Origin of the sequence: Paraburkholderia sp. BL27I4N3 (assembly GCF_003386115.1) — a bacterium.
GTDB lineage: Bacteria > Pseudomonadota > Gammaproteobacteria > Burkholderiales > Burkholderiaceae > Paraburkholderia.
The window spans coordinates 4,536,932-4,558,213 of the sequence record NZ_QREJ01000001.1; the positions used below are offsets into that span (position 1 = coordinate 4,536,932).

Annotated in this window: 14 protein-coding genes, 2 tRNA genes and 2 rRNA genes; 8 read left to right on the forward strand and 10 right to left on the reverse strand. The window is 60.2% G+C overall.

Annotation, left to right across the window (positions count from 1 at the left end; translation table 11 throughout):
- Positions 1–70: 70 nt before the first annotated feature.
- On the reverse strand, positions 71–3,670 hold the full coding sequence (locus B0G71_RS20515; RefSeq protein WP_116143815.1) for an indolepyruvate ferredoxin oxidoreductase family protein: 3,600 nt from the start codon (positions 3,668–3,670) through the stop codon (positions 71–73).
- Positions 3,671–4,028: 358 nt separating this feature from the next.
- Between B0G71_RS20515 and B0G71_RS20520 the strand changes: the two genes are divergently transcribed.
- Positions 4,029–4,229, forward strand: coding sequence for a hypothetical protein (locus B0G71_RS20520; protein WP_106286046.1), 201 nt, complete (start codon positions 4,029–4,031; stop codon positions 4,227–4,229).
- A 171-nt stretch (positions 4,230–4,400) separates the two neighbouring features.
- Here B0G71_RS20520 and hppD read toward each other — a convergent pair whose 3' ends face one another.
- Complete coding sequence (hppD, locus tag B0G71_RS20525) at positions 4,401–5,498, reverse strand: 4-hydroxyphenylpyruvate dioxygenase (RefSeq protein ID WP_116143817.1); 1,098 nt, start codon at positions 5,496–5,498, stop codon at positions 4,401–4,403.
- A 155-nt stretch (positions 5,499–5,653) separates the two neighbouring features.
- Between hppD and B0G71_RS20530 the strand changes: the two genes are divergently transcribed.
- Positions 5,654–6,151, forward strand: a complete 498-nt coding sequence (locus B0G71_RS20530; RefSeq protein ID WP_116143819.1) for an Lrp/AsnC family transcriptional regulator — start codon at positions 5,654–5,656, stop codon at positions 6,149–6,151.
- Positions 6,152–6,240: 89 nt separating this feature from the next.
- Here B0G71_RS20530 and B0G71_RS20535 read toward each other — a convergent pair whose 3' ends face one another.
- The 8 genes from B0G71_RS20535 to paaA form a co-directional block, all read right to left on the reverse strand.
- The gene (locus B0G71_RS20535; RefSeq protein WP_106286043.1) at positions 6,241–6,909 is read right to left on the reverse strand and encodes a GNAT family N-acetyltransferase; all 669 of its coding nucleotides are present in this window, start codon (positions 6,907–6,909) and stop codon (positions 6,241–6,243) included.
- Between the two features lie 242 nt (positions 6,910–7,151).
- Positions 7,152–7,760, reverse strand: a complete 609-nt coding sequence (locus B0G71_RS20540) for a TetR/AcrR family transcriptional regulator (protein ID WP_106286042.1) — start codon at positions 7,758–7,760, stop codon at positions 7,152–7,154.
- A 14-nt stretch (positions 7,761–7,774) separates the two neighbouring features.
- Positions 7,775–8,587, reverse strand: coding sequence for a DUF1835 domain-containing protein (locus B0G71_RS20545; protein ID WP_116143821.1), 813 nt, complete (start codon positions 8,585–8,587; stop codon positions 7,775–7,777).
- 147 nt (positions 8,588–8,734) lie between these two features.
- Positions 8,735–9,823, reverse strand: a complete 1,089-nt coding sequence (gene paaE / locus B0G71_RS20550; protein WP_106286040.1) for a 1,2-phenylacetyl-CoA epoxidase subunit PaaE — start codon at positions 9,821–9,823, stop codon at positions 8,735–8,737.
- Position 9,824: 1 nt separating this feature from the next.
- Positions 9,825–10,376 (reverse strand): 1,2-phenylacetyl-CoA epoxidase subunit PaaD, encoded by a 552-nt coding sequence (paaD, locus tag B0G71_RS20555; protein WP_116143823.1) that lies wholly within the window; start codon positions 10,374–10,376, stop codon positions 9,825–9,827.
- A 7-nt stretch (positions 10,377–10,383) separates the two neighbouring features.
- Positions 10,384–11,187, reverse strand: coding sequence for a 1,2-phenylacetyl-CoA epoxidase subunit PaaC (gene paaC, locus B0G71_RS20560; RefSeq protein WP_106286038.1), 804 nt, complete (start codon positions 11,185–11,187; stop codon positions 10,384–10,386).
- An 8-nt stretch (positions 11,188–11,195) separates the two neighbouring features.
- Positions 11,196–11,480: a 1,2-phenylacetyl-CoA epoxidase subunit PaaB gene (gene paaB, locus B0G71_RS20565; protein ID WP_007179854.1), complete on the reverse strand. Its 285-nt coding sequence runs from the start codon at positions 11,478–11,480 to the stop codon at positions 11,196–11,198.
- A gap of 39 nt (positions 11,481–11,519) precedes the next feature.
- The gene (gene paaA, locus B0G71_RS20570) at positions 11,520–12,518 is read right to left on the reverse strand and encodes a 1,2-phenylacetyl-CoA epoxidase subunit PaaA (protein ID WP_116143825.1); all 999 of its coding nucleotides are present in this window, start codon (positions 12,516–12,518) and stop codon (positions 11,520–11,522) included.
- 217 nt (positions 12,519–12,735) lie between these two features.
- Here paaA and B0G71_RS20575 point away from each other — a divergent pair, with 217 nt between their 5' ends.
- The 6 genes from B0G71_RS20575 to B0G71_RS20600 all read left to right on the forward strand — a co-directional run bounded on the left by B0G71_RS20575 (position 12,736) and on the right by B0G71_RS20600 (position 21,220).
- Positions 12,736–14,358, forward strand: a complete 1,623-nt coding sequence (locus B0G71_RS20575) for an NAD(P)/FAD-dependent oxidoreductase (protein WP_116143827.1) — start codon at positions 12,736–12,738, stop codon at positions 14,356–14,358.
- Between the two features lie 89 nt (positions 14,359–14,447).
- Entirely contained in the window at positions 14,448–15,716 is a 1,269-nt protein-coding gene (locus tag B0G71_RS20580; protein ID WP_116143829.1) for an SGNH/GDSL hydrolase family protein, read from the forward strand.
- Positions 15,717–16,198: 482 nt separating this feature from the next.
- Positions 16,199–17,729, forward strand: a 16S ribosomal RNA gene (locus tag B0G71_RS20585).
- An 81-nt stretch (positions 17,730–17,810) separates the two neighbouring features.
- Positions 17,811–17,887: transfer RNA gene (locus B0G71_RS20590), tRNA-Ile, on the forward strand.
- A 52-nt stretch (positions 17,888–17,939) separates the two neighbouring features.
- Positions 17,940–18,015 (forward strand) — tRNA-Ala (locus tag B0G71_RS20595).
- Positions 18,016–18,338: 323 nt separating this feature from the next.
- Positions 18,339–21,220 (forward strand): 23S ribosomal RNA (locus tag B0G71_RS20600).
- Together the 16S and 23S rRNA genes with 2 tRNA genes alongside form the textbook arrangement of a ribosomal RNA operon.
- Positions 21,221–21,282 lie beyond the last annotated feature (62 nt).

Genomic DNA, 21,282 nt, shown 5'->3' on the forward strand with positions numbered 1-21,282 from the left:
AAAAGGCGACTGTCCGCGAGGACAGCCGCCTTTCTGTTTTCAGACCAGCGAGCCGGTCAAGCCATTACGATCATGCCGCGTGTTGCGTCGTGCCGGCCTCAGGCGAACGCCACCGCGCGAGCAACTCGTTCCATTTGACGCGCACGCCCTTCAGGTTGTTTTCCTTCACGTGACCATAGCCGCGGATGCCGTCCGGCAGATTCGCCAGTTCGATGGCCAACTCGCGATTCTGCGCAGTCAGGCCGGCGATCAGTTCGCGCACCAGCGTCTCATACTCGCCGATCAACGCACGTTCGGTACGACGCTCTTCCGTCTTGCCGAACACATCGAGCGCGGTGCCGCGCAGGAACTTGAAGCGGGCTAGCACGTGCATCGCGCTGAAAACCCACGGGCCGTACTTCTTCTTCACCAGATGACCCTTGGTGTCTTTCTTCGAGAACGTCGGCGGCGCGAGGTGAATGTGCAGCTTCCAGTCGCCTTCGAAATTTGCCTTCAACTTTTCGATGAACGCCGGATCGCTGTACAAACGCGCGACTTCGTACTCGTCCTTGTAGGCCATCAGCTTGTGCAGGTTCTTCGCGACTGCCTCGGTCAACGGCAATTGGCCGTCGATAGAATCGAGCGCCGACTCCGCTGCACGCACTTGCGACACCAGCGCGCGATAACGGTCGGCATACGCGCTGTTCTGCCACGCGGTGAGATACTCGGCGCGTTTGTCGATCAGCGTGTCGAGCGCCTTCGGCGTGTGCAGCGAGATGATCTTGCTGCTTGTCGTTTCCGCTGCCGCACCACGTCCTTGCGATTGCGCGAGCTTGCGAACGCCGGCCAGATCGTGCGCGGCACGGCGACCCCATTCGAACGCCGCGCGGTTCTTCTCGACCTGCACGTTGTTCAACTCAATAGCGCGCATCAGCGACTGATACGTGAGCGGCACCCAGCCGCGTTGCCATGCGTAGCCGAGCACGAACGGGTTCGTATAGATCGCGTCGCCGAGCAGCGCGACCGCGAAGTGATTCGCGTCGACCGTATCGACACCGTCGTCGCCCGCGGCGGCGCGCACGTCGGCTTCCGTGCTGCTGCCCGGGAAGCGCCAGTTCGGGTTCTTGATGAGTTCGGCGGTCGGCGTATGCGCGCTGTTCAACACGACGCGCGTGCGGCCGGCCTGCATGCGCGACACGCATTCGTCGCTGGCCGTGACGATCGCATCGCAGCCGATCACGAGACTCGCTTCGCCCATGGCGATACGGGTTGCGTGGATGTCGGCCGGATTCTTCGCGATCTGCACGTGGCTCATCACGGCGCCGCCTTTCTGCGCGAGCCCGGTGACGTCGAGCACAGTGACGCCCTTGTTCTCCAGATGCGCGGCCATGCCGAGCAGCGCGCCGATCGTCACGACACCCGTGCCGCCGACGCCCGTCACCAGCACGCCGTACGGCCGCTCCATCGACGGCAATTCGGGTTCCGGCACCAGCGGCATCGCGTCGCCCGCGACACCGGAGGCGGCCTTCGGCTTGCGCAACTGACCGCCTTCAACTGAGACGAAGCTCGGGCAGAAACCGTTCACGCACGAGAAGTCCTTGTTGCAGGTGGACTGATTGATCTGGCGCTTCGTGCCGTACTCGGTATCGAGCGGCTCGACCGACAGGCAATTCGACTTCACCGAGCAATCGCCGCAGCCTTCGCACACGGCCTCGTTGATCACGATGCGGCGCGCCGGGTCCGGATACGTGCCGCGTTTCCTGCGGCGGCGTTTCTCCGTCGCGCAAGTCTGGTCGTAGATCAGGATCGTCGTGCCGGACACTTCGCGCAGTTGGCGCTGTACTTCGTCGAGCTTGTCGCGATGATGAATGTCGATGCCCGGCGCGAGGCCGACGTTCGCTGAGTACTTCTCCGGCTCGTCGGTGACGATCACGATTTTCGTCGCGCCTTCGGCGGCGAGTTGGTGCGTGATCTGCGGCACGGTCAGCACGCCGTCGACCGGCTGGCCGCCGGTCATGGCGACCGCGTCGTTATAGAGAATCTTGTAGGTGATGTTGGCCTTCGACGCGATCGCCGCGCGAATCGCCAGCAGGCCGGAGTGGAAGTAGGTGCCGTCGCCGAGATTGGCGAACACGTGCTTGTCGTTGCTGAACGGCGCCTGGCCGATCCACGCCACGCCTTCGCCGCCCATCTGGCTGAACGTGCTGGTGCTGCGGTCCATCCACACCGTCATGTAATGGCAGCCGATGCCGGCCATCGCGCGCGAGCCTTCCGGCACGTTGGTCGACGTGTTGTGCGGACAGCCCGAGCAGAACCACGGCTTGCGTTCGGCTTCGACGCGCGGGCGCGCCAGCGCTTTTTCCTTGGCTTCGATCACCGCGATACGCGTGGCGATGCGAGCGCGCACGTCCGACGGCAGGTCGAACTTGTCGAGCCGCGTAGCGATTGCCTTGGCGATGATCGCCGGCGAGAGTTCGTAGTGCGCCGGCAGCAGCCAGTTGCCCATCGGCACCGACCATTCGCCGCCCGCACCGTCTTTCTCGTCGAACTTGCCGAACACGCGCGGACGCTGCGCGTCGGGCCAGTTGTACAGTTCTTCCTTGATCGCGTATTCGAGAATCTGGCGCTTTTCTTCGACCACCAGAATTTCGTCGAGGCCGCGCGCGAACGCCTGCGCGCCTTGCGCTTCGAGCGGCCACACGCAGCCGACCTTGTACAGACGGATGCCGATGCGCGAGCAGGTTTCGTCGTCGAGGCCGAGGTCGGTCAGCGCCTGACGCACGTCGAGATACGCCTTGCCGCCGGTCATGATGCCGAAGCGCGCATGCGGCGAATCGATTTCGACGCGGTCGAGCTTGTTGGCCCGCACGTAGGCGAGCGCTGCATACCACTTGTAGTCGAGCAGACGCGCTTCCTGCACGAGCGGCGGATCCGGCCAGCGGATATTCAAGCCGCCCTCGGGCATCGCGAAGTCTTCCGGCAGGATGATCTTGGTGCGATGTGGATCGATGTCGACCGAGGCCGACGACTCGACCACATCGGTCACGCATTTCATCGCGACCCACAGACCGGAATAGCGGCTCATTGCCCAGCCGTGCAGGCCGAAGTCGAGATATTCCTGCACGTTTGACGGGAACAGAACCGGCAGGCCGCACGCCTTGAAAATGTGTTCGGACTGGTGCGCGAGCGTGGAGGATTTTGCGGCGTGGTCGTCGCCGGCAAGGACGAGAACGCCGCCGTTGCGCGCCGAGCCGGCCGAGTTGCCATGCTTGAAGACGTCGCCGGAACGGTCGACGCCTGGGCCTTTGCCGTACCACATCGAGAACACGCCGTCGTATTTGGCGCTCGGGTACAGATTGACCTGCTGCGAACCCCAAACGGCGGTGGCCGCGAGGTCTTCGTTGACGCCTGGCTGGAACACGACCTGATGCGCGGCGAGATGCTGTTTCGCCTTCCACAGGGATTGGTCGAGCCCGCCGAGCGGCGATCCACGGTAACCGGAGATGAAGCCGGCGGTGTTGAGCCCGGCGGCCCGGTCGCGTTCCTGCTGCAACATCGGCAGACGCACCAGCGCCTGGATGCCGCTCATATACGCGCGGCCGCGTTCGAGGGTGTATTTGTCGTCGAGCGTGACGGAAGATAGCGCGGCTTCGAGCGAGGCTCGCTGACCTGCGTCTAGCGGGGCGTTCATTATGTGTACTCCTCCAACCAGTTTGGGATCACCAAAACTTTTTTGGGCCGCGGCATCTTGTGAATGCGTAGGGCCGGGGCCGTCATATTGACGTGTTTTAAGTGATGGTAGCACTGGTGAAAACCCGCCGCAGCCTAGGAAGAACGTGGCTTCCGCTTTTGTCGCGAATGTCGGCGCGCGGGCTCGCTGTTCGCTCGCGTACCGCTCTCGCGACTGCCTGTAACAAGCTGTAAAAACTACAAATCTGCGGAACCGTGCGCAAAATGTCTGTCTAACCCCCACCTGTGAGCAATGTCCGCGCAACGCTCCGCATTCGGTGGAGCTTCACGACAACAGGGCAGTCAGAAAAGGAGTACGCATGAACACGAGAAACATCCAGACCTTCCTGATGGTTTCGGCAGCATTTTTCGCCATGAGCGCGCCGGTGCGCTCGAATTCGGGCAGTGCAGGGGCGCTGTCGAACGCGGTAACCCGTACGGCGCAGGTCGCGCCCGCACGGATTGCCATGAGCAGCGTCACGCGATCCATCGAGTCCGACGGGGAAGACAAGAATTCGTGATACGCCGCGCATGCGGTGTGTCGGTTGAGTAACCCGCCGTTGTTGCGTCAAGCCATAAAGGTTTCGCTTGAGACAACGGCGCCAACGAAAAGGGCGAAGATCGTGAGATCTTCGCCCTTTTCAATTGGGTCTACGCATCACGCATCCGCTCTGGTGAAGCGGCGCACGCTGTCAGACTTTGTCTTGCACCACACCACGGCGAATCTGATCCAGTTCGATCGATTCGAACAGTGCCTTGAAGTTGCCCTCGCCGAAGCCCTGATTCCCCTTGCGCTGAATGATCTCGAAGAAGATCGGACCGATCTGGTTTTCGGTGAAAATCTGCAGCAGCAGATCGTCGGGCGCGCCGTCGATCAGGATCTTGCGCTTGCGCAACTCGTCGAGCGGCTCGCCATGATTCGGCACGCGGCGATCCACCAGCTCGTAATACGTGTCGATCGTGTCGAGCAGCGAGATGTTCGATGCGCGCAAGCCGTCCACCGTGCGGTAGATGTCGTTGCTGCCGAGGGCAATGTGCTGAATGCCTTCGCCGTGGTACGCGTCGAGATATTCCTGAATCTGGCCGGCGGTTTCCGAACCTTCTTCGTTGATCGGGATGCGGATCTTGCCGCACGGCGAGGTCATCGCCTTCGACTTCACGCCCGTCACCTTGCCTTCGATGTCGAAATAACGCACTTCGCGGAAGTTGAACAGGCGCTCGTAGAACTCCGCCCATTCCTGCATGCGGCCGCGATGCACGTTGTGTGTCAGGTGGTCGATGTAGGTCAGGCCGTGGCCGACCGGATTCGGGTTCGCGCCCGCAATGGGTTCGAAGTCGACGTCGTAAATGTCGATGTTGCCGATACTGTTCGGCTCGGCGCCGTTCTTGCCGCGCCAGCGGTCGACGAAATAGATCAGCGAGTCGCCAATGCCTTTGATCGCCGGAATGTTCAATTCCATCGGGCCGGTCTTGTTGTCGAAGCCCCAGGCGCCTTTTTCCACTGCTTGCTTGTACGCCTTGGCGGCGTCCTGAACCCGGAAAGCAATCGCGCAGATCGAAGGGCCGTGCAAACGCGTGAAGCGTTGCGCGAACGAATCCGGCTCGCCGTTGACGATGAAGTTGATTTCCCCTTGGCGATACAGCGTCACATCTTTATGGCGATGCCGCGCAACGGCGGTGAAGCCCATCTGCTCGAAGAGCTTGCCGAGCGCCTTCGGATCCGGCGCGGTGTATTCGATGAACTCGAAGCCGTCGGTGCCGAGCGGATTTTCCCAGGTTGAAACTTGCATTGTCTGTCTCCTGATGAGCGCGAGCCGAATGAGCCATTGCGCGACTGAATGACGCAAGTGTAAAGGCCTGTCTGCGGCGAAAACTTGCGAATTTAATCGTCCGTCGATACGCTGACGCTAGTTTCTAGCTCAACATTGCGAATGGATGGCAGAAAATGGCCAATATAGAGATAGACGCCATCGATAGGCGGATTCTGGCGATTCTTCAGGAGAATGGCCGGCTGTCGAATCAGGAGATCGCCGAGCGCATCAATCTTTCGCCCAGTCCGTGTCTTCGGCGTATCCGCCGGCTGGAAGAAAGCGGCGTGATACGCGGCTATGTGGCGCTGCTCGATGCGCAGCAGCTTGGGCTCGATTTGCTTGCCTACGTGAATGTGCGATTGGAAAAGCGCGGCGGTCCGGCGCTCAGTTCGCGCGGCGACGCTACTCATGCGGATCTGTTTCGCGCGGCGGTGCAGACGTGGCCTGAAGTGGTGGCATGTCACGCAATGACCGGCGACATGGATTATTTGCTGCGCGTCCAGGTGAAAGACATGGCGCACTTTTCACGCTTCGTGCAGGACCAGTTGCTGCACCATCCGTCGGTAATCGACGTGAAATCGAGCTTCTCGCTGGAAAAGTTTAAGGAGACGACCGCGCTGCCGATCTTGTGAGGTAAGCGTCCCGCGCGAGGCGGCGGGCGGATGCAAACAAAAAGGGCGGCCACGTGGCCGCCCTTTGTTCTTGCTGAAGCTTGGTGTTCTCAGGCTGCGACAGCCGTCGGCATGAACGACTCGAACAGCTTCGACGTGCGACACGCTTGCCGCTTGAGCGCGTAGTCGAACACGGCGGCCTGTTCCTGCAGCATTTCCGTGATGATGCTCGATTGATCCGCCGGCGACAGCGTGAGGTACGCGTCTGCCTCACCGTAGGCATATTCGATCTTCATGCCTGCCTTCTTCGCGATATGCATCATGGTCGAATTGCGCGACAGGCAGTGCATGTACAGCATGCCGACGTGCGTATTGCGGCTGCGAATGGCGGCGCGCTCGAACAGCTTCGAGCCGATGCCCTGGCCGCGGACGCTTTCCAGCACGGACACGCCGAACTCGGCCGTGCGCTTGTCGCCTTCGGCCGGCAGATAAGCCAGGTGGCCGACGCCGGTCAACTCCAATTGATTGTTGAAGACGCCGAAGACGGTGTCGCGCTTGAAGTCGATCGCACGAACATAGTTTTCGATGACGTGGTCCGGCACGATCTGGCCGAAGCGCAGGAGCCGGTCGTCTTCGTCGAGCGCGAGGAAGTGGGTGAGCAGGCGTTCGCGGTCGACTGCGGTGAGTTCGCGGACCAGAGCAGGCGCACGACCGGCTGGCTGCATCAAACGATCATGCGCAACGATCGGCTCAGCAGCGCGGGGTGTAGTCAAGTTCATGGTCGGGTTCTCCTTTTGGTCGAGCGGCGTGGTGCACCGCAAAAGCAATTTTAGCGGAGATACACACTGCGCACTAGGGAAAACCCGTATCAATATTTGAAGGGAGTGCCTAAAAAGTTTGCGCCCTATTTTTATGCGTTTGATTTTAAAGAATAAATAAATGATACGAGCGTTCGTGACACGATGTCGCACATCGATCACACCGGCACGTTATTTCGTCTGCATATTGCTGCAGTGCGGAATCAGGCCTGATTTGAACTCAAGCCGTGGTCCACCATGCCGACCACCTGTTCGGCGAACTCACGGTAGCCCAGCCGGCCGTCCGGCTTCAGCCAGGTGAAGGTCCAGTTGATCATGCCGAACACCATCATGGTGAGCGCGGTCTGGTTGTCGCGCGTGGCGCGCTCCGGATAGGCGCGCGCCAACTGCCGCGCAAAAGCCGCCACCACGTCACGCTGGCGGTTCAGGATCACTTCGCGCTGGGTATCGACCAGATATTTCACGTCGTTCAACAGCGCGACGTGCCGGCTATGCGACGTCTCATACTCCGACAGAAATGCCCGGATCAGCTCGGCGAAGGTTTCCCGCTCCGACAAGCCGCGCCGCTGACTCGCGCCTTCCACTTCCGCGATGATCAGCATGAGCCGCTTGGTATAGCGGTCCAACAGATCGAACAGGATCGCTTCCTTGCTCGCGTAGTAGTGGTAGAGGCGCGCTTTCGAAGTGCCGCTCGCGGCGGCGAGGTCGGCCATTGAGGTGCTGGGATAGCTGGTCTGGGCGAACTTCGCCGCAGCGAGTTCGAGAATCTGCTCGCGCTGAGTTTCGTGGTCGGGCGCTCGGGTGCGGGCCATAGTCGTCTGTTCTATTAGTGTGGACAGGGTGCGAACGCTGCGCACAATTCGAGCGTGCGCCAGCCGTTCGCGTCGCCGCGCAGCTTGATGCGTCGGGTTGCAGCCAGTTCCCGGAAGCGCCACAGCGCAATGCTGTCGCTGACCAGAAAGCCGAGTTCGGCCGTCATCAATTCGGCGGCAACGCGCGCGGCGGGCTGCCAGTCTTCTGTGACGTGCTCGAATATCAGCGCGTCCAGCTCCGCGAAGCTGCCGCTCGTGAATGTATTGTCGCGCCAGCGCCGCGTTTCGCCGTTCGCGTGTTTGACTTCCTGCCATTCGAGCGCGAGCCGGCTGATGCGCAGCACCGAAATCGGCGCGGCGTCCGCAAGACGGGATTGCAGCACGGGCGGCGCAAACATGCCGACCGATGTCGCGCGGTCTTTGCGGCTATGCGCCCACGCGCCCGGATCGGTGAGATCGCGAATCGACAGACGCACTTCGTTCAGGCGCTGCGGGTTGTTGCGCAGGTGGTAGCAGACGCGGCGCAGCATTAATTGATCCGATGCGCTTTCGCCGTGCCAGACCACCAGATTCGCTTCGCCGCGCGCGATATTCTCCAGCGCCGCGGCCTGCTCGCGGAATTCCCGAAGGAAATCGCGCTTCGTGTCGGCGCTCACGCGATCCCAGAAGTCCGCGCGCACGTCGGGCGCGTCGTCGACGCCGCGCAGCGGGCCGACCGCGAGATCGTCGCGCAATGCGTGCACGCGCTCGTCGCGGCCCGCATCCCGCAACGCGGTGCGCAGTGACTCGGCGGCGACATCGCCATTGGTGAGGTGGATCGTGCTCATCGGCAGTGGTGTGGGGCGGTTAACAACACTAGGGGCCGCTCATCGACCGGAACAGGTGTCCGGTCGCGAGCGGCCCCTAGTGTAAGCGGATCGCGGACCTGCTCAAAGCGCGGCGGACGTCCAGCAGGTTCGTCCGCCGCATTCGGCTCAACGTTCGTCGTAGCTCACCACCACGCGGTCGCTGATCGGATGACATTGGCACGTCAGCACGAAACCGTCGCGGATTTCGTGTTCTTCGAGCGTGTAGTTCTTTTCCATCTTCACTTCGCCTTCCAGCACCTTCGCGCGGCAGGTGCAGCAGACGCCGCCCTTGCACGCATAAGGCAGCGCGAGACCGGCGCGCAGGCCGACGTCGAGCACGCTTACGCCTTGATACGGCAGGCGCAGCTTGCGGCGTTTGCCGTCGAGCACGATTTCGAGGTCGGCAGCCGGCGTATCTTCGGTGATTTCGACCGGCGGCACGCCCGCTTGCGGCAGCGGCGAACCGAAGCGTTCCACGTGTACCTTCTCCGATGGCACGCCGGCGGCTTTCAACGCGGCTTCGGCGGCGTCCATCATCGGAGCGGGGCCGCAAATGAAGGCTTCGTCGATCGCCTCGGCCGGCAGCAGATTCTCGATGAAGGCCGCGCACTTATCCTGATCGAGCACGCCGTTGAATAGCTCGACGTCCTGCAGATCGTCGGACAGCACGTGATAGAGCACGAAGCGGTTCATGAAGCGGTTCTTCAGATCCTCGAGCTCTTCCGCGAACATGATCTGATCGACGCTACGGTTGCCGTACACGAGCGTGAAGGTGCTGCGCGGTTCGACTTCGAGTGTCGTTTTGATGATGGCCAGCACCGGCGTAATGCCCGAACCGCCGGAGAACGCGAGGTATTGTTGACCCTGATCGGCGTTCAGATGGGTGAAGAAGCGCCCGTCCGGTGTCATTACGTCGATTGTGTGGCCGGGCTGCAGCGTATCGAAGGCAAAGTTCGAGAAACGCCCGCCGCGTACGCGCTTGATGCCGATGCGCAGTTCGCCGTCGCGGTCGTAATCGGTGACGCCGACACAGATCGAATACGAACGGCGCGTTTCCTCACCGTCGATATGCGTCTTCAGCGTGACGAACTGGCCTTGCGTGAAGCGGTAATGGTCGCGCAGTTCGGCGGGGACTTCGAAGGCGACCGAAACCGAATCGGCGGTTTCGGGCCGTACTTCGCGGATACGCAGCGGGTGAAATTGCGGAGTGGCCATATCAGTATGGTTTGAAGTAGTCGAAGGGCTCGCGGCAATCGAGACAGCGGTACAAGGCTTTGCAGGCGGTCGAGCCGAATTGCGCGAGCCGCTCGGTGTGCGCCGAACCGCAGCGCGGGCAGGACGGCGCGGGCAGCGCGCGGGGCACGAAGCGCATCACTTTTTCCTGCACGGGCATGGCCGAACCGCAATTGCCCGTGGGCGGCGCGATGCCGTAGGCGCGCAATTTTTCGCGCGCGTCGGCGGTCATCCAGTCCGTCGTCCAGGCCGGCGCGAGCACCGTGGCGATCCGATAAGGCTTGAGTTCCGCCGCGTCGAGCGCATGCGCGACGTCCTCGGCGATCTGCGACATGGCCGGGCAACCGGAGTAGGTCGGCGTGATCACGACTTCGAGCGTGCCGTCGGCGGCGCGCCGCACGTCGCGCAGAATGCCGAGTTCGCGAATCGACACCACCGGAATCTCCGGATCGGGCACCGTTTCGAGCACGGCCCATGCGCGTTCAAGTGTGGCGTCGGTCATGTCGGTCGTGCGGAAGGCCGTCGAAGTCGTCATCGTTGGATTACCAGGTGGCGCCGGGATGCTGACGCGCGAGGCTCTGCATTTCGGCCAGCACGAAACCCATGTGCTCGGAATGCTCGCCGTGCTTGCCGGTCGTGATGTGCTTGACCGGTTCGGGCAGTGTCAAGGTGGCTTCGTCGAGCGTGGCGCGCACGTCGTCGAGCCACGCTGCTTCGAGGTCCGACGTCAGCGGGCCGATGCCGGCTGCCGCAATGCCTTCCTCAACGGCATCCGTGCTGAAGAACTCCCGCGTGTACGGCACCAGATAGTCCAGCGCGGCTTGCGCGCGGCGATGCGATTCCTCGGTGCCGTCGCCGAAACGGATCAGCCATTCGCGTGCGTGGTGCACGTGATAGCTGGTTTCCTTGATCGACTTCGATGCGATCGCCGCCAGTTGCTCGTCGGTGGATGCGGTGAGGGCAGTCCACAGATGCGCCATCAGCGTCGAGTAGAGGAAATTGCGCACGATCGTGACCGCGTAATCCTTCTCGGTTTTCGCGGTGGCCGACAGCGGACCGACATGCGGCAACTCGGCGAGCGTGTAGTTGGCAAACTCGCGCTCGGCGCGAAAGTACGCGTAGTCGTCTTCCGTGCGGTTTTTGCCGGTGAGCTGCTGTTCGAGCGACGCGGCGTGTGTATACAGCAGCCGCGCCTGGCCGATCAGGTCGAGGCTCATGTTCGACAGCGCGATGTCCTCTTCGAGGATCGGGCCGTGGCCGCACCATTCGGTATTGCGCTGACCGAGGATCAGCGCGGTATCCGCGAGGCGCAGCACGTACTGAAGATGTTGGGGCGTGATGGTCATGGCCGCGCTTACATGTGGTTGACTTCGTCGGGGAGCGTGTAGAACGTCGGGTGGCGGTAGATCTTGTCGCCCGCCGGTTCGAACAGCTCCGCCTTGTCTTCCGGCGCGGACGCCGTAATCGCCGACGACGGCACCACCCAGATGCTCACGCCTTCCTGGCGGCGCGTGTAGACGTCGCGCGCCATGCGCAGCGCCATCGGCGCGTCGGCGGCGTGCAGGCTGCCGCAGTGTTTGTGATCGAGTCCCTGCTTGCTGCGCACGAAGACTTCCCAAATCGGCCATTCCTTGTTCATTGCAGATCTCCTGATTCTGTGTCCGGCATGCGGCGCGCGTTAAGCGGCGTGCTGTTGTGCGCGCTGGCGCTGTTTTTCGGCGTGGGCGAGGGCCGCTTCGCGGACCCAGGCACCGTCGTCGTGGGCCTTGACGCGGGTGGCGAGACGCTCGCGGTTACACGGGCCGTCGCCGTTCACCACGCGCCAGAATTCTTCCCAGTCGATGTCGCCGTAGTCGTGATGGCCGCGCGCTTCGTTCCATTTCAGGTCCGGATCGGGCAGCGTGACGCCGAGTACCTTGGCCTGGTCGACGGTGGCGTCGACGAATTTCTGGCGCAGATCGTCGTTCGAAATGCGCTTGATGCCCCATTTCGACGACTGGTTGCTGTGGATCGAATCCTTGTCGCTCGGGCCGAACATCATCAGCACCGGCCACCACCAGCGGTTCACGGCCTGCTGGACCAGTTCGCGCTGTGCTTCGGTGCCGGCCATCATCGACATGAGCGCGTCGAAGCCCTGCCGTTGGTGGAACGACTCTTCCTTGCAGATGCGGATCATGGCGCGCGCGTACGGGCCATACGTGCAACGGCACAGCGGAATCTGGTTCATGATCGCCGCGCCGTCCACCAGCCAGCCGATCACGCCGACGTCCGCCCATGTAGGCGTCGGGTAATTGAAAATGCTCGAATATTTGGCTTTGCCCGAGTGCAGCGCGGCGATCAGCTGATCGCGCGACACACCGAGCGTTTCCGCCGCGCTATATAGATAGAGGCCATGGCCGGCCTCGTCCTGCACTTTGGCAAGCAGAATCGCCTTGCGTTTCAGGCTGGGCGCGCGCGTGATCCAGTTGCCTTCCGGCAGCATGCCGACGATTTCCGAATGCGCGTGCTGCGAGATTTGCCGGACCAGCGTCTTGCGGTAGGCCTCCGGCATCCAGTCCTGAGCTTCGATCTTGCCGTCGGCGGCCATGACCGCGTCGAACCGCATCTGCTCGGACGAGTCTGCGCCCGCGTCTAGCGGGGCGACATTGCCGGGAATATCCAGGGATTGCGTGTACATGGGGACGCTCTCTGCGGAAGTTGTCTGTGTGCGCACAGTATAAACCAACCGACCGGTCGGTTAATAAATTTTTTGAGATGGGTCGATCGAGCCGATGGGGGAGGGAAGAGATTCGTTAGCAAGGCGTTTCGTCGGCGCCGGCGCCCCGCCCCCACACTAAACCTATAAAATTGCGAATTGGCCGCGATTTGCGGCCTTCCTGCAGCCCCCGGTACTCATGTTACGTTTAAGCGAAATCAAACTCCCGCTCGATCATCCCGAGAGCGCCCTCGAAGCCGCCGTGCGTGCGCGCCTCGCGGAACTCGGCGTGGCCGCGGACGGGCTCATCCGATACACCGTGTTTCGTCGCGCGCACGACGCGCGCAAGCGCGCCGACATCAAGCTCACCTACATCGTCGATGCCGAGGTGACGGATGAAGCGGCGGCGCTCAAGCGGCTCGCCGACGTGCCACATTGCGGCGTGACGCCAGACATGGCCTACCGGTTCGTCGCCAAAGCGCCGGCGCAGATGACCGCGCTGCGCCCGGTCGTGATCGGCATGGGGCCGTGCGGCCTGTTTGCCGGGTTGATCCTGGCGCAAATGGGTTTCCGGCCAATCATCCTCGAGCGCGGCAAGGCCGTGCGCGAGCGCACCAAGGACACCTTCGGCTTGTGGCGTAAGTCGGTGCTCAATCCCGAATCGAATGTGCAGTTCGGCGAAGGCGGCGCGGGCACTTTCTCGGACGGCAAGCTGTACAGCCAGATCAAGGATCCGAAGCACTACGGCCGCAAGGTGCTCGACGAATTCGTGCGGGCTGGCGCGCCGGAAGACATTCTGTTTCTGAGCCGGCCGCATATCGGCACGTTCCGGCTGGTGAGCATGGTTGAAAAAATGCGCGCGACCATCCACGAGCTGGGCGGCGAGGTGCGTTTCGAAACCCGCGTCGACGATATCGAGATCGATCAGGGCAAGGTGCGGGCGCTGAAGCTGTCTACCGGCGAAACGCTGCGCTGCGATCATGTGGTGCTGGCGGTCGGGCATAGCGCGCGCGACACCTTCCAGATGCTGAACGACCGCGGCGTCTACATTGAGGCGAAGCCGTTTTCACTCGGTTTCCGCATTGAACATCCGCAGGGTTTGATCGACCGCAGCCGTTTCGGCAAGTTTGCCGGTCACAAGCAGCTTGGAGCCGCTGACTATAAGGTGGTGCATCACTGCAGCAATGGGCGCGCCGTCTACAGTTTTTGCATGTGCCCGGGCGGCACCGTGGTGGCGGCGACCTCCGAACCGGGCCGCGTGGTGACCAACGGCATGAGCCAGTATTCGCGGGCGGAGCGGAATGCCAACGCGGGGATCGTGGTTGGCATCACGCCGGACGATTACCCGGGCGGCCCGCTCGCCGGGATCGCTTTTCAGCGCAAATGGGAAGAGCGGGCTTTCGAGCTGGGTGGCGGCAACTACATGGCGCCGGGCCAGCTGGTCGGCGACTTTATCGCCGGCCGGCCGTCCACGTCGCTGGGTTCGGTGGTGCCGTCCTACAAGCCCGGCGTGCATCCGACCGATCTCAGCACGGCGCTTCCCAACTATGTGATCGAGGCCATTCGCGAAGCCTTGCCGGAGATGGACAAGAAGATCGCCGGGTTCGCGATGCACGACGCCGTGCTGACAGGCGTCGAGACGAGAACGTCGTCGCCGATTCGCGTGCGGCGGCGGGACGACTATCAGAGCATGAACGTCGAAGGCCTGTATCCGGCCGGCGAAGGAGCGGGCTATGCCGGCGGGATCTACTCGGCTGCCATCGACGGGATCGAAGTCGCCGAAGCGCTCGCGTTGAAGATGGCCGGAGCGCAGACGGCCTGAGTCGGCCGCGCGCGAATGCCGTCGCAGAGACCCGCGACGGCTGGAGCGATCGGGCACAATGCACGTTTCGCCTTCAACCGACCACCCGAATGACCATTCGCACCTTGGCCGCCGCGTGCAGCGCGGCGTTGTTTGTCCAATTTGCCGTTTCCCCGACCGTTTTCGCAGCCGACGCCCCGGCACATTGGGTCACCGCATGGGCGACTGCGCTGCAACCTATTCCTCAGCGGGCGGACTTGCCGCCGCTGTATCGCGCACCCGAAGTAGCTGGGCGCACAGTGCGCCAGATCGTTTATCCGACGCTGTCCGGAAAGTCCGCGCGGGTCCATCTCAGCAATCGGTACGGTAAAACTCCGCTCGTCATCGAAGACCTGCGGATCGCGCGTTCTGCGGGTGGCGCGGCGGCTGGTAATGGTGAGGCGCGCGTGACGTTCAGCGGCAAGAGTGCAGTCTCGATTCCGCCGGGTGGCGAGCTGGACAGTGACCCCGTCGCGATCGATATCGCCGGAGGTGCGCCTTATGCCGTCAGCGCATTTATGGGGGCCGAGCAGCGTATCGTGGCGTGGCATCGTGTGTCGAACCAGGTGAACTATGTTTCGGCGCCGGGTAATCACACGGCGGATGCTTCTGCCGAGGCGTTTCGCGGTAGGTTCACCCAATATGTGTGGGTAACCGGATTGTCGGTGGATGCGGCACCTGCATCCGCGGCCGTTGCCGCGATCGGCGACTCGATCACAGACGGCATGCGCTCCAGCCTGAACCAGAATCGCCGCTGGCCCGACGCGTTGGCGCGCCGGTTTGCCGCTAGCGGCGACCGGTCGACCGCGATTGTCAATCTGGGGATCAGCGGCAACCGCCTGTTGAGCGACTCCCCTTGCTACGGCGACGCGCTCGCGACGCGCTTCGAGCACGACGTGCTCGGGCGCCCGGGCGTCAAGACGGCGATTCTGCTGATCGGCATCAATGACATCAACTTCGCGGCCATGCCGCCGCGCAATGGGCTCGATTGCGATTTTCCGCACACGTCGGTGACGGCCGTCGATCTGATTGCCGGATACCAGCGGCTGATCACCGCTGCCCGGCACGCCGGTGTGAAGCTGTTCGGTGCGACGCTCACGCCGGCGTCGCTTCCGCCGCAGCGAGAAAGCATGCGGCTCGCCGTCAACCAGTGGATTCGGACGAGCCATGCCTTCGACGGCGTGGTGGACTTCGACGCCGCGCTGCGTGATCCGGCGCAGCCGGATCGTCTGCGGCGCAACTTTGACAGTGGCGATCACATCCATCCCAGCGACGCCGGCTACGCCGCGATGGCCGACGTGGTTCCGATGGACGCGGTGGTGAATTCAACCCACAAATGAGCCGCCAAAAAAAGATTTCGGTCAAACCCTTGTTATATGGCCGATGTTGACCTAAGATTCGCCTCCTCGTTGCAGAACGAGGGCCGCGGCAGAAACCAGCGGCCGTAGCGTCAACAAGGTTTTAAGCGAAAGCGAAAAATGTTGTTGACGAAACGAAAAAGAGCCTTCATAATCTCGTTTCTCTGCTGCTGATGCAGCGACGCAGAACGAAGCGGTACCGGGTGGTTGTGATGCTGACGACTGGCGGTGCGGGTTCGGTAGTGAATGCGTAATCGATCTTTAAAAATTAACAGCCGATAAGTGTGGGCGCTTGATGCGCGACGCGCCGGCGGGTCCTTCGGGATCTGCCGGAAGAAGCGAAAGTATCAAGTCTCACACAGTAATGAAAGGAAGGTTTTTCCATTGAAAGATGGAGAGATCATTCGTCAGTACGTTGAGTGAGCGACCGGTTCTTAACTGAACCGAAAAACAGTAACAGGTTTGAACTGAAGAGTTTGATCCTGGCTCAGATTGAACGCTGGCGGCATGCCTTACACATGCAAGTCGAACGGCAGCACGGGAGCAATCCTGGTGGCGAGTGGCGAACGGGTGAGTAATACATCGGAACGTGTCCTGTAGTGGGGGATAGCCCGGCGAAAGCCGGATTAATACCGCATACGATCTGTGGATGAAAGCGGGGGATCTTAGGACCTCGCGCTACAGGGGCGGCCGATGGCAGATTAGCTAGTTGGTGGGGTAAAGGCCTACCAAGGCGACGATCTGTAGCTGGTCTGAGAGGACGACCAGCCACACTGGGACTGAGACACGGCCCAGACTCCTACGGGAGGCAGCAGTGGGGAATTTTGGACAATGGGCGCAAGCCTGATCCAGCAATGCCGCGTGTGTGAAGAAGGCCTTCGGGTTGTAAAGCACTTTTGTCCGGAAAGAAAACCTCCGCCCTAATACGGTGGGGGGATGACGGTACCGGAAGAATAAGCACCGGCTAACTACGTGCCAGCAGCCGCGGTAATACGTAGGGTGCAAGCGTTAATCGGAATTACTGGGCGTAAAGCGTGCGCAGGCGGTCCGCTAAGACAGATGTGAAATCCCCGGGCTTAACCTGGGAACTGCATTTGTGACTGGCGGGCTAGAGTATGGCAGAGGGGGGTAGAATTCCACGTGTAGCAGTGAAATGCGTAGAGATGTGGAGGAATACCGATGGCGAAGGCAGCCCCCTGGGCCAATACTGACGCTCATGCACGAAAGCGTGGGGAGCAAACAGGATTAGATACCCTGGTAGTCCACGCCCTAAACGATGTCAACTAGTTGTCGGGTCTTCATTGACTTGGTAACGTAGCTAACGCGTGAAGTTGACCGCCTGGGGAGTACGGTCGCAAGATTAAAACTCAAAGGAATTGACGGGGACCCGCACAAGCGGTGGATGATGTGGATTAATTCGATGCAACGCGAAAAACCTTACCTACCCTTGACATGTATGGAATCCTGCTGAGAGGTGGGAGTGCCCGAAAGGGAGCCATAACACAGGTGCTGCATGGCTGTCGTCAGCTCGTGTCGTGAGATGTTGGGTTAAGTCCCGCAACGAGCGCAACCCTTGTCCCTAGTTGCTACGCAAGAGCACTCTAGGGAGACTGCCGGTGACAAACCGGAGGAAGGTGGGGATGACGTCAAGTCCTCATGGCCCTTATGGGTAGGGCTTCACACGTCATACAATGGTCGGAACAGAGGGTCGCCAACCCGCGAGGGGGAGCCAATCCCAGAAAACCGATCGTAGTCCGGATCGCACTCTGCAACTCGAGTGCGTGAAGCTGGAATCGCTAGTAATCGCGGATCAGCATGCCGCGGTGAATACGTTCCCGGGTCTTGTACACACCGCCCGTCACACCATGGGAGTGGGTTTTACCAGAAGTGGCTAGTCTAACCGCAAGGAGGACGGTCACCACGGTAGGATTCATGACTGGGGTGAAGTCGTAACAAGGTAGCCGTATCGGAAGGTGCGGCTGGATCACCTCCTTTCTCGAGCTAAACGCGTCAGTTGTGTAAAAGCAATGCGTTGAGCGCTCACGCTTATCGGCTGTGAAATCAGGACAGACTCAGGGGTCTGTAGCTCAGTCGGTTAGAGCACCGTCTTGATAAGGCGGGGGTCGATGGTTCGAATCCATCCAGACCCACCAAAGTCTTGTCTGGTGTGCTGATCGTCTGAACCTCTGGGGTAGCTGTATGACTGGGGGATTAGCTCAGCTGGGAGAGCACCTGCTTTGCAAGCAGGGGGTCGTCGGTTCGATCCCGTCATCCTCCACCAATCCTCAATGCGTAGCGTTCTGCGGGCAGTAAAAGGCAGAGCGTTGTGCATTGGCGATTGAGCCAGTCAGAGTGATATGAAGCAGAGCTTTATATCGGCTGTCGTTCTTTAACAATCAGGAAGAAGTAGTAAAGAGATTCACGAAAGATCACTTAGAGATGGGTGGTTGAGTAGGTGAATCAGGGTTGTGATTGTATCAATGTATGAAAAGAGAGATCGAAAGATCGCTTTTGGAATACGGCGCAACACGAATACTCAACCTGTAGCGAGGGTGGCGAGCGTGTGATTCCCCGTGGATCATGCAGGAGACACACCCGTTATAGGGTCAAGCGAACAAGTGCATGTGGTGGATGCCTTGGCGATCACAGGCGATGAAGGACGCGGTAGCCTGCGAAAAGCGGTGGGGAGCTGGCAAACGAGCTTTGATCCACCGATATCCGAATGGGGAAACCCGGCCCGTATGGGTCATCCGTAGCTGAATACATAGGCTACGTGAAGCGAACGCGGTGAACTGAAACATCTAAGTAACCGCAGGAAAAGAAATCAACCGAGATTCCCAGAGTAGTGGCGAGCGAAATGGGACCAGCCTGTACTCTTTATCTTCATTGTTAGTCGAAGGCTCTGGAAAGTGCCGCCATAGCAGGTGATAGCCCTGTAGACGAAAACAGCGAGGAAGAACTAGGTGTACGACAAGTAGGGCGGGACACGTGAAATCCTGTCTGAAGATGGGGGGACCATCCTCCAAGGCTAAATACTCGTGATCGACCGATAGTGAACCAGTACCGTGAGGGAAAGGCGAAAAGAACCCCGGGAGGGGAGTGAAACAGATCCTGAAACCGCATGCATACAAACAGTCGGAGCCTCTGCGAAGGGGTGACGGCGTACCTTTTGTATAATGGGTCAGCGACTTACATTCAGTGGCAAGCTTAACCGATTAGGGCAGGCGTAGCGAAAGCGAGTCCGAACAGGGCGATTCAGTCGCTGGGTGTAGACCCGAAACCAGGTGATCTATCCATGGCCAGGATGAAGGTGCGGTAACACGTACTGGAGGTCCGAACCCACTAACGTTGAAAAGTTAGGGGATGAGCTGTGGATAGGGGTGAAAGGCTAAACAAACCTGGAAATAGCTGGTTCTCTCCGAAAACTATTTAGGTAGTGCCTCGTGTATCACCTTCGGGGGTAGAGCACTGTCATGGTTGTGGGGTCCATTGCGGATTACTACGCCATAGCAAACTCCGAATACCGAAGAGTGCAATCACGGGAGACAGACATCGGGTGCTAACGTCCGGTGTCAAGAGGGAAACAACCCAGACCGCCAGCTAAGGTCCCCAAATATTGCTAAGTGGGAAACGAAGTGGGAAGGCTAAAACAGTCAGGAGGTTGGCTTAGAAGCAGCCATCCTTTAAAGAAAGCGTAATAGCTCACTGATCGAGTCGTCCTGCGCGGAAGATGTAACGGGGCTAAGCAATATACCGAAGCTGCGGATGCACATTTATGTGCATGGTAGGAGAGCGTTCCGTAAGCCTGCGAAGGTGCACTGGAAAGTGTGCTGGAGGTATCGGAAGTGCGAATGCTGACATGAGTAGCGATAAAGGGGGTGAAAAGCCCCCTCGCCGTAAGCCCAAGGTTTCCTACGCAACGTTCATCGGCGTAGGGTGAGTCGGCCCCTAAGGCGAGGCAGAAATGCGTAGCTGATGGGAAGCAGGTTAATATTCCTGCACCATTGTTAAATGCGATGGGGGGACGGATCGCGGAAGGTTGTCCGGGTGTTGGAAGTCCCGGTCCTTGCATTGGAGAAGGCGCTTTGGCAAATCCGGGCGCAGGATTCAAGGGTGCGAGGCCATTCACTTCGGTGAAGAAGCAATCGGAAGTGGTTCCAAGAAAAGCCTCTAAGCTTCAGTTTAACAAGACCGTACCGCAAACCGACACAGGTGGGCGAGATGAGTATTCTAAGGCGCTTGAGAGAACTCGGGAGAAGGAACTCGGCAAATTGGTACCGTAACTTCGGGATAAGGTACGCCCCTGTAGCCTGATGCGCCTGCGCGCAGAGGGTGAAGGGGTTGCAATAAACTGGTGGCTGCGACTGTTTAATAAAAACACAGCACTCTGCAAACACGAAAGTGGACGTATAGGGTGTGACGCCTGCCCGGTGCCGGAAGATTAAATGATGGGGTGCAAGCTCTTGATTGAAGTCCCGGTAAACGGCGGCCGTAACTATAACGGTCCTAAGGTAGCGAAATTCCTTGTCGGGTAAGTTCCGACCTGCACGAATGGCGTAACGATGGCCACACTGTCTCCTCCCGAGACTCAGCGAAGTTGAAGTGTTTGTGATGATGCAATCTCCCCGCGGCTAGACGGAAAGACCCCATGAACCTTTACTGTAGCTTTGCATTGGACTTTGAACCGGTCTGTGTAGGATAGGTGGGAGGCTTTGAAGCGTGGACGCCAGTCTGCGTGGAGCCGCCCTTGAAATACCACCCTGGTTTGTTTGAGGTTCTAACCTTGGTCCGTAATCCGGATCGGGGACAGTGCATGGTAGGCAGTTTGACTGGGGCGGTCTCCTCCCAAAGTGTAACGGAGGAGTACGAAGGTACGCTAGGTACGGTCGGAAATCGTGCTGATAGTGCAATGGCATAAGCGTGCTTAACTGCGAGACCGACAAGTCGAGCAGGTGCGAAAGCAGGTCATAGTGATCCGGTGGTTCTGTATGGAAGGGCCATCGCTCAACGGATAAAAGGTACTCTGGGGATAACAGGCTGATACCGCCCAAGAGTTCATATCGACGGCGGTGTTTGGCACCTCGATGTCGGCTCATCTCATCCTGGGGCTGTAGCCGGTCCCAAGGGTATGGCTGTTCGCCATTTAAAGAGGTACGTGAGCTGGGTTTAAAACGTCGTGAGACAGTTTGGTCCCTATCTGCCGTGGGCGCTGGATATTTGAAGGGGGCTGCTCCTAGTACGAGAGGACCGGAGTGGACGAACCTCTGGTGTACCGGTTGTCACGCCAGTGGCATCGCCGGGTAGCTATGTTCGGAAGAGATAACCGCTGAAAGCATCTAAGCGGGAAACTCGCCTTAAGATGAGATATCCCCGGGGCTTCGAGCCCCTTGAAGGGTCGTTCAAGACCAGGACGTTGATAGGTCAGGTGTGGAAGCGCAGTAATGCGTTAAGCTAACTGATACTAATTGCCCGTAAGGCTTGATCCTATAACAGGTGTGTTTCGCGATGATCGTCAGTGCTTCAGCACTGACGGGCATCCCACCCCCGA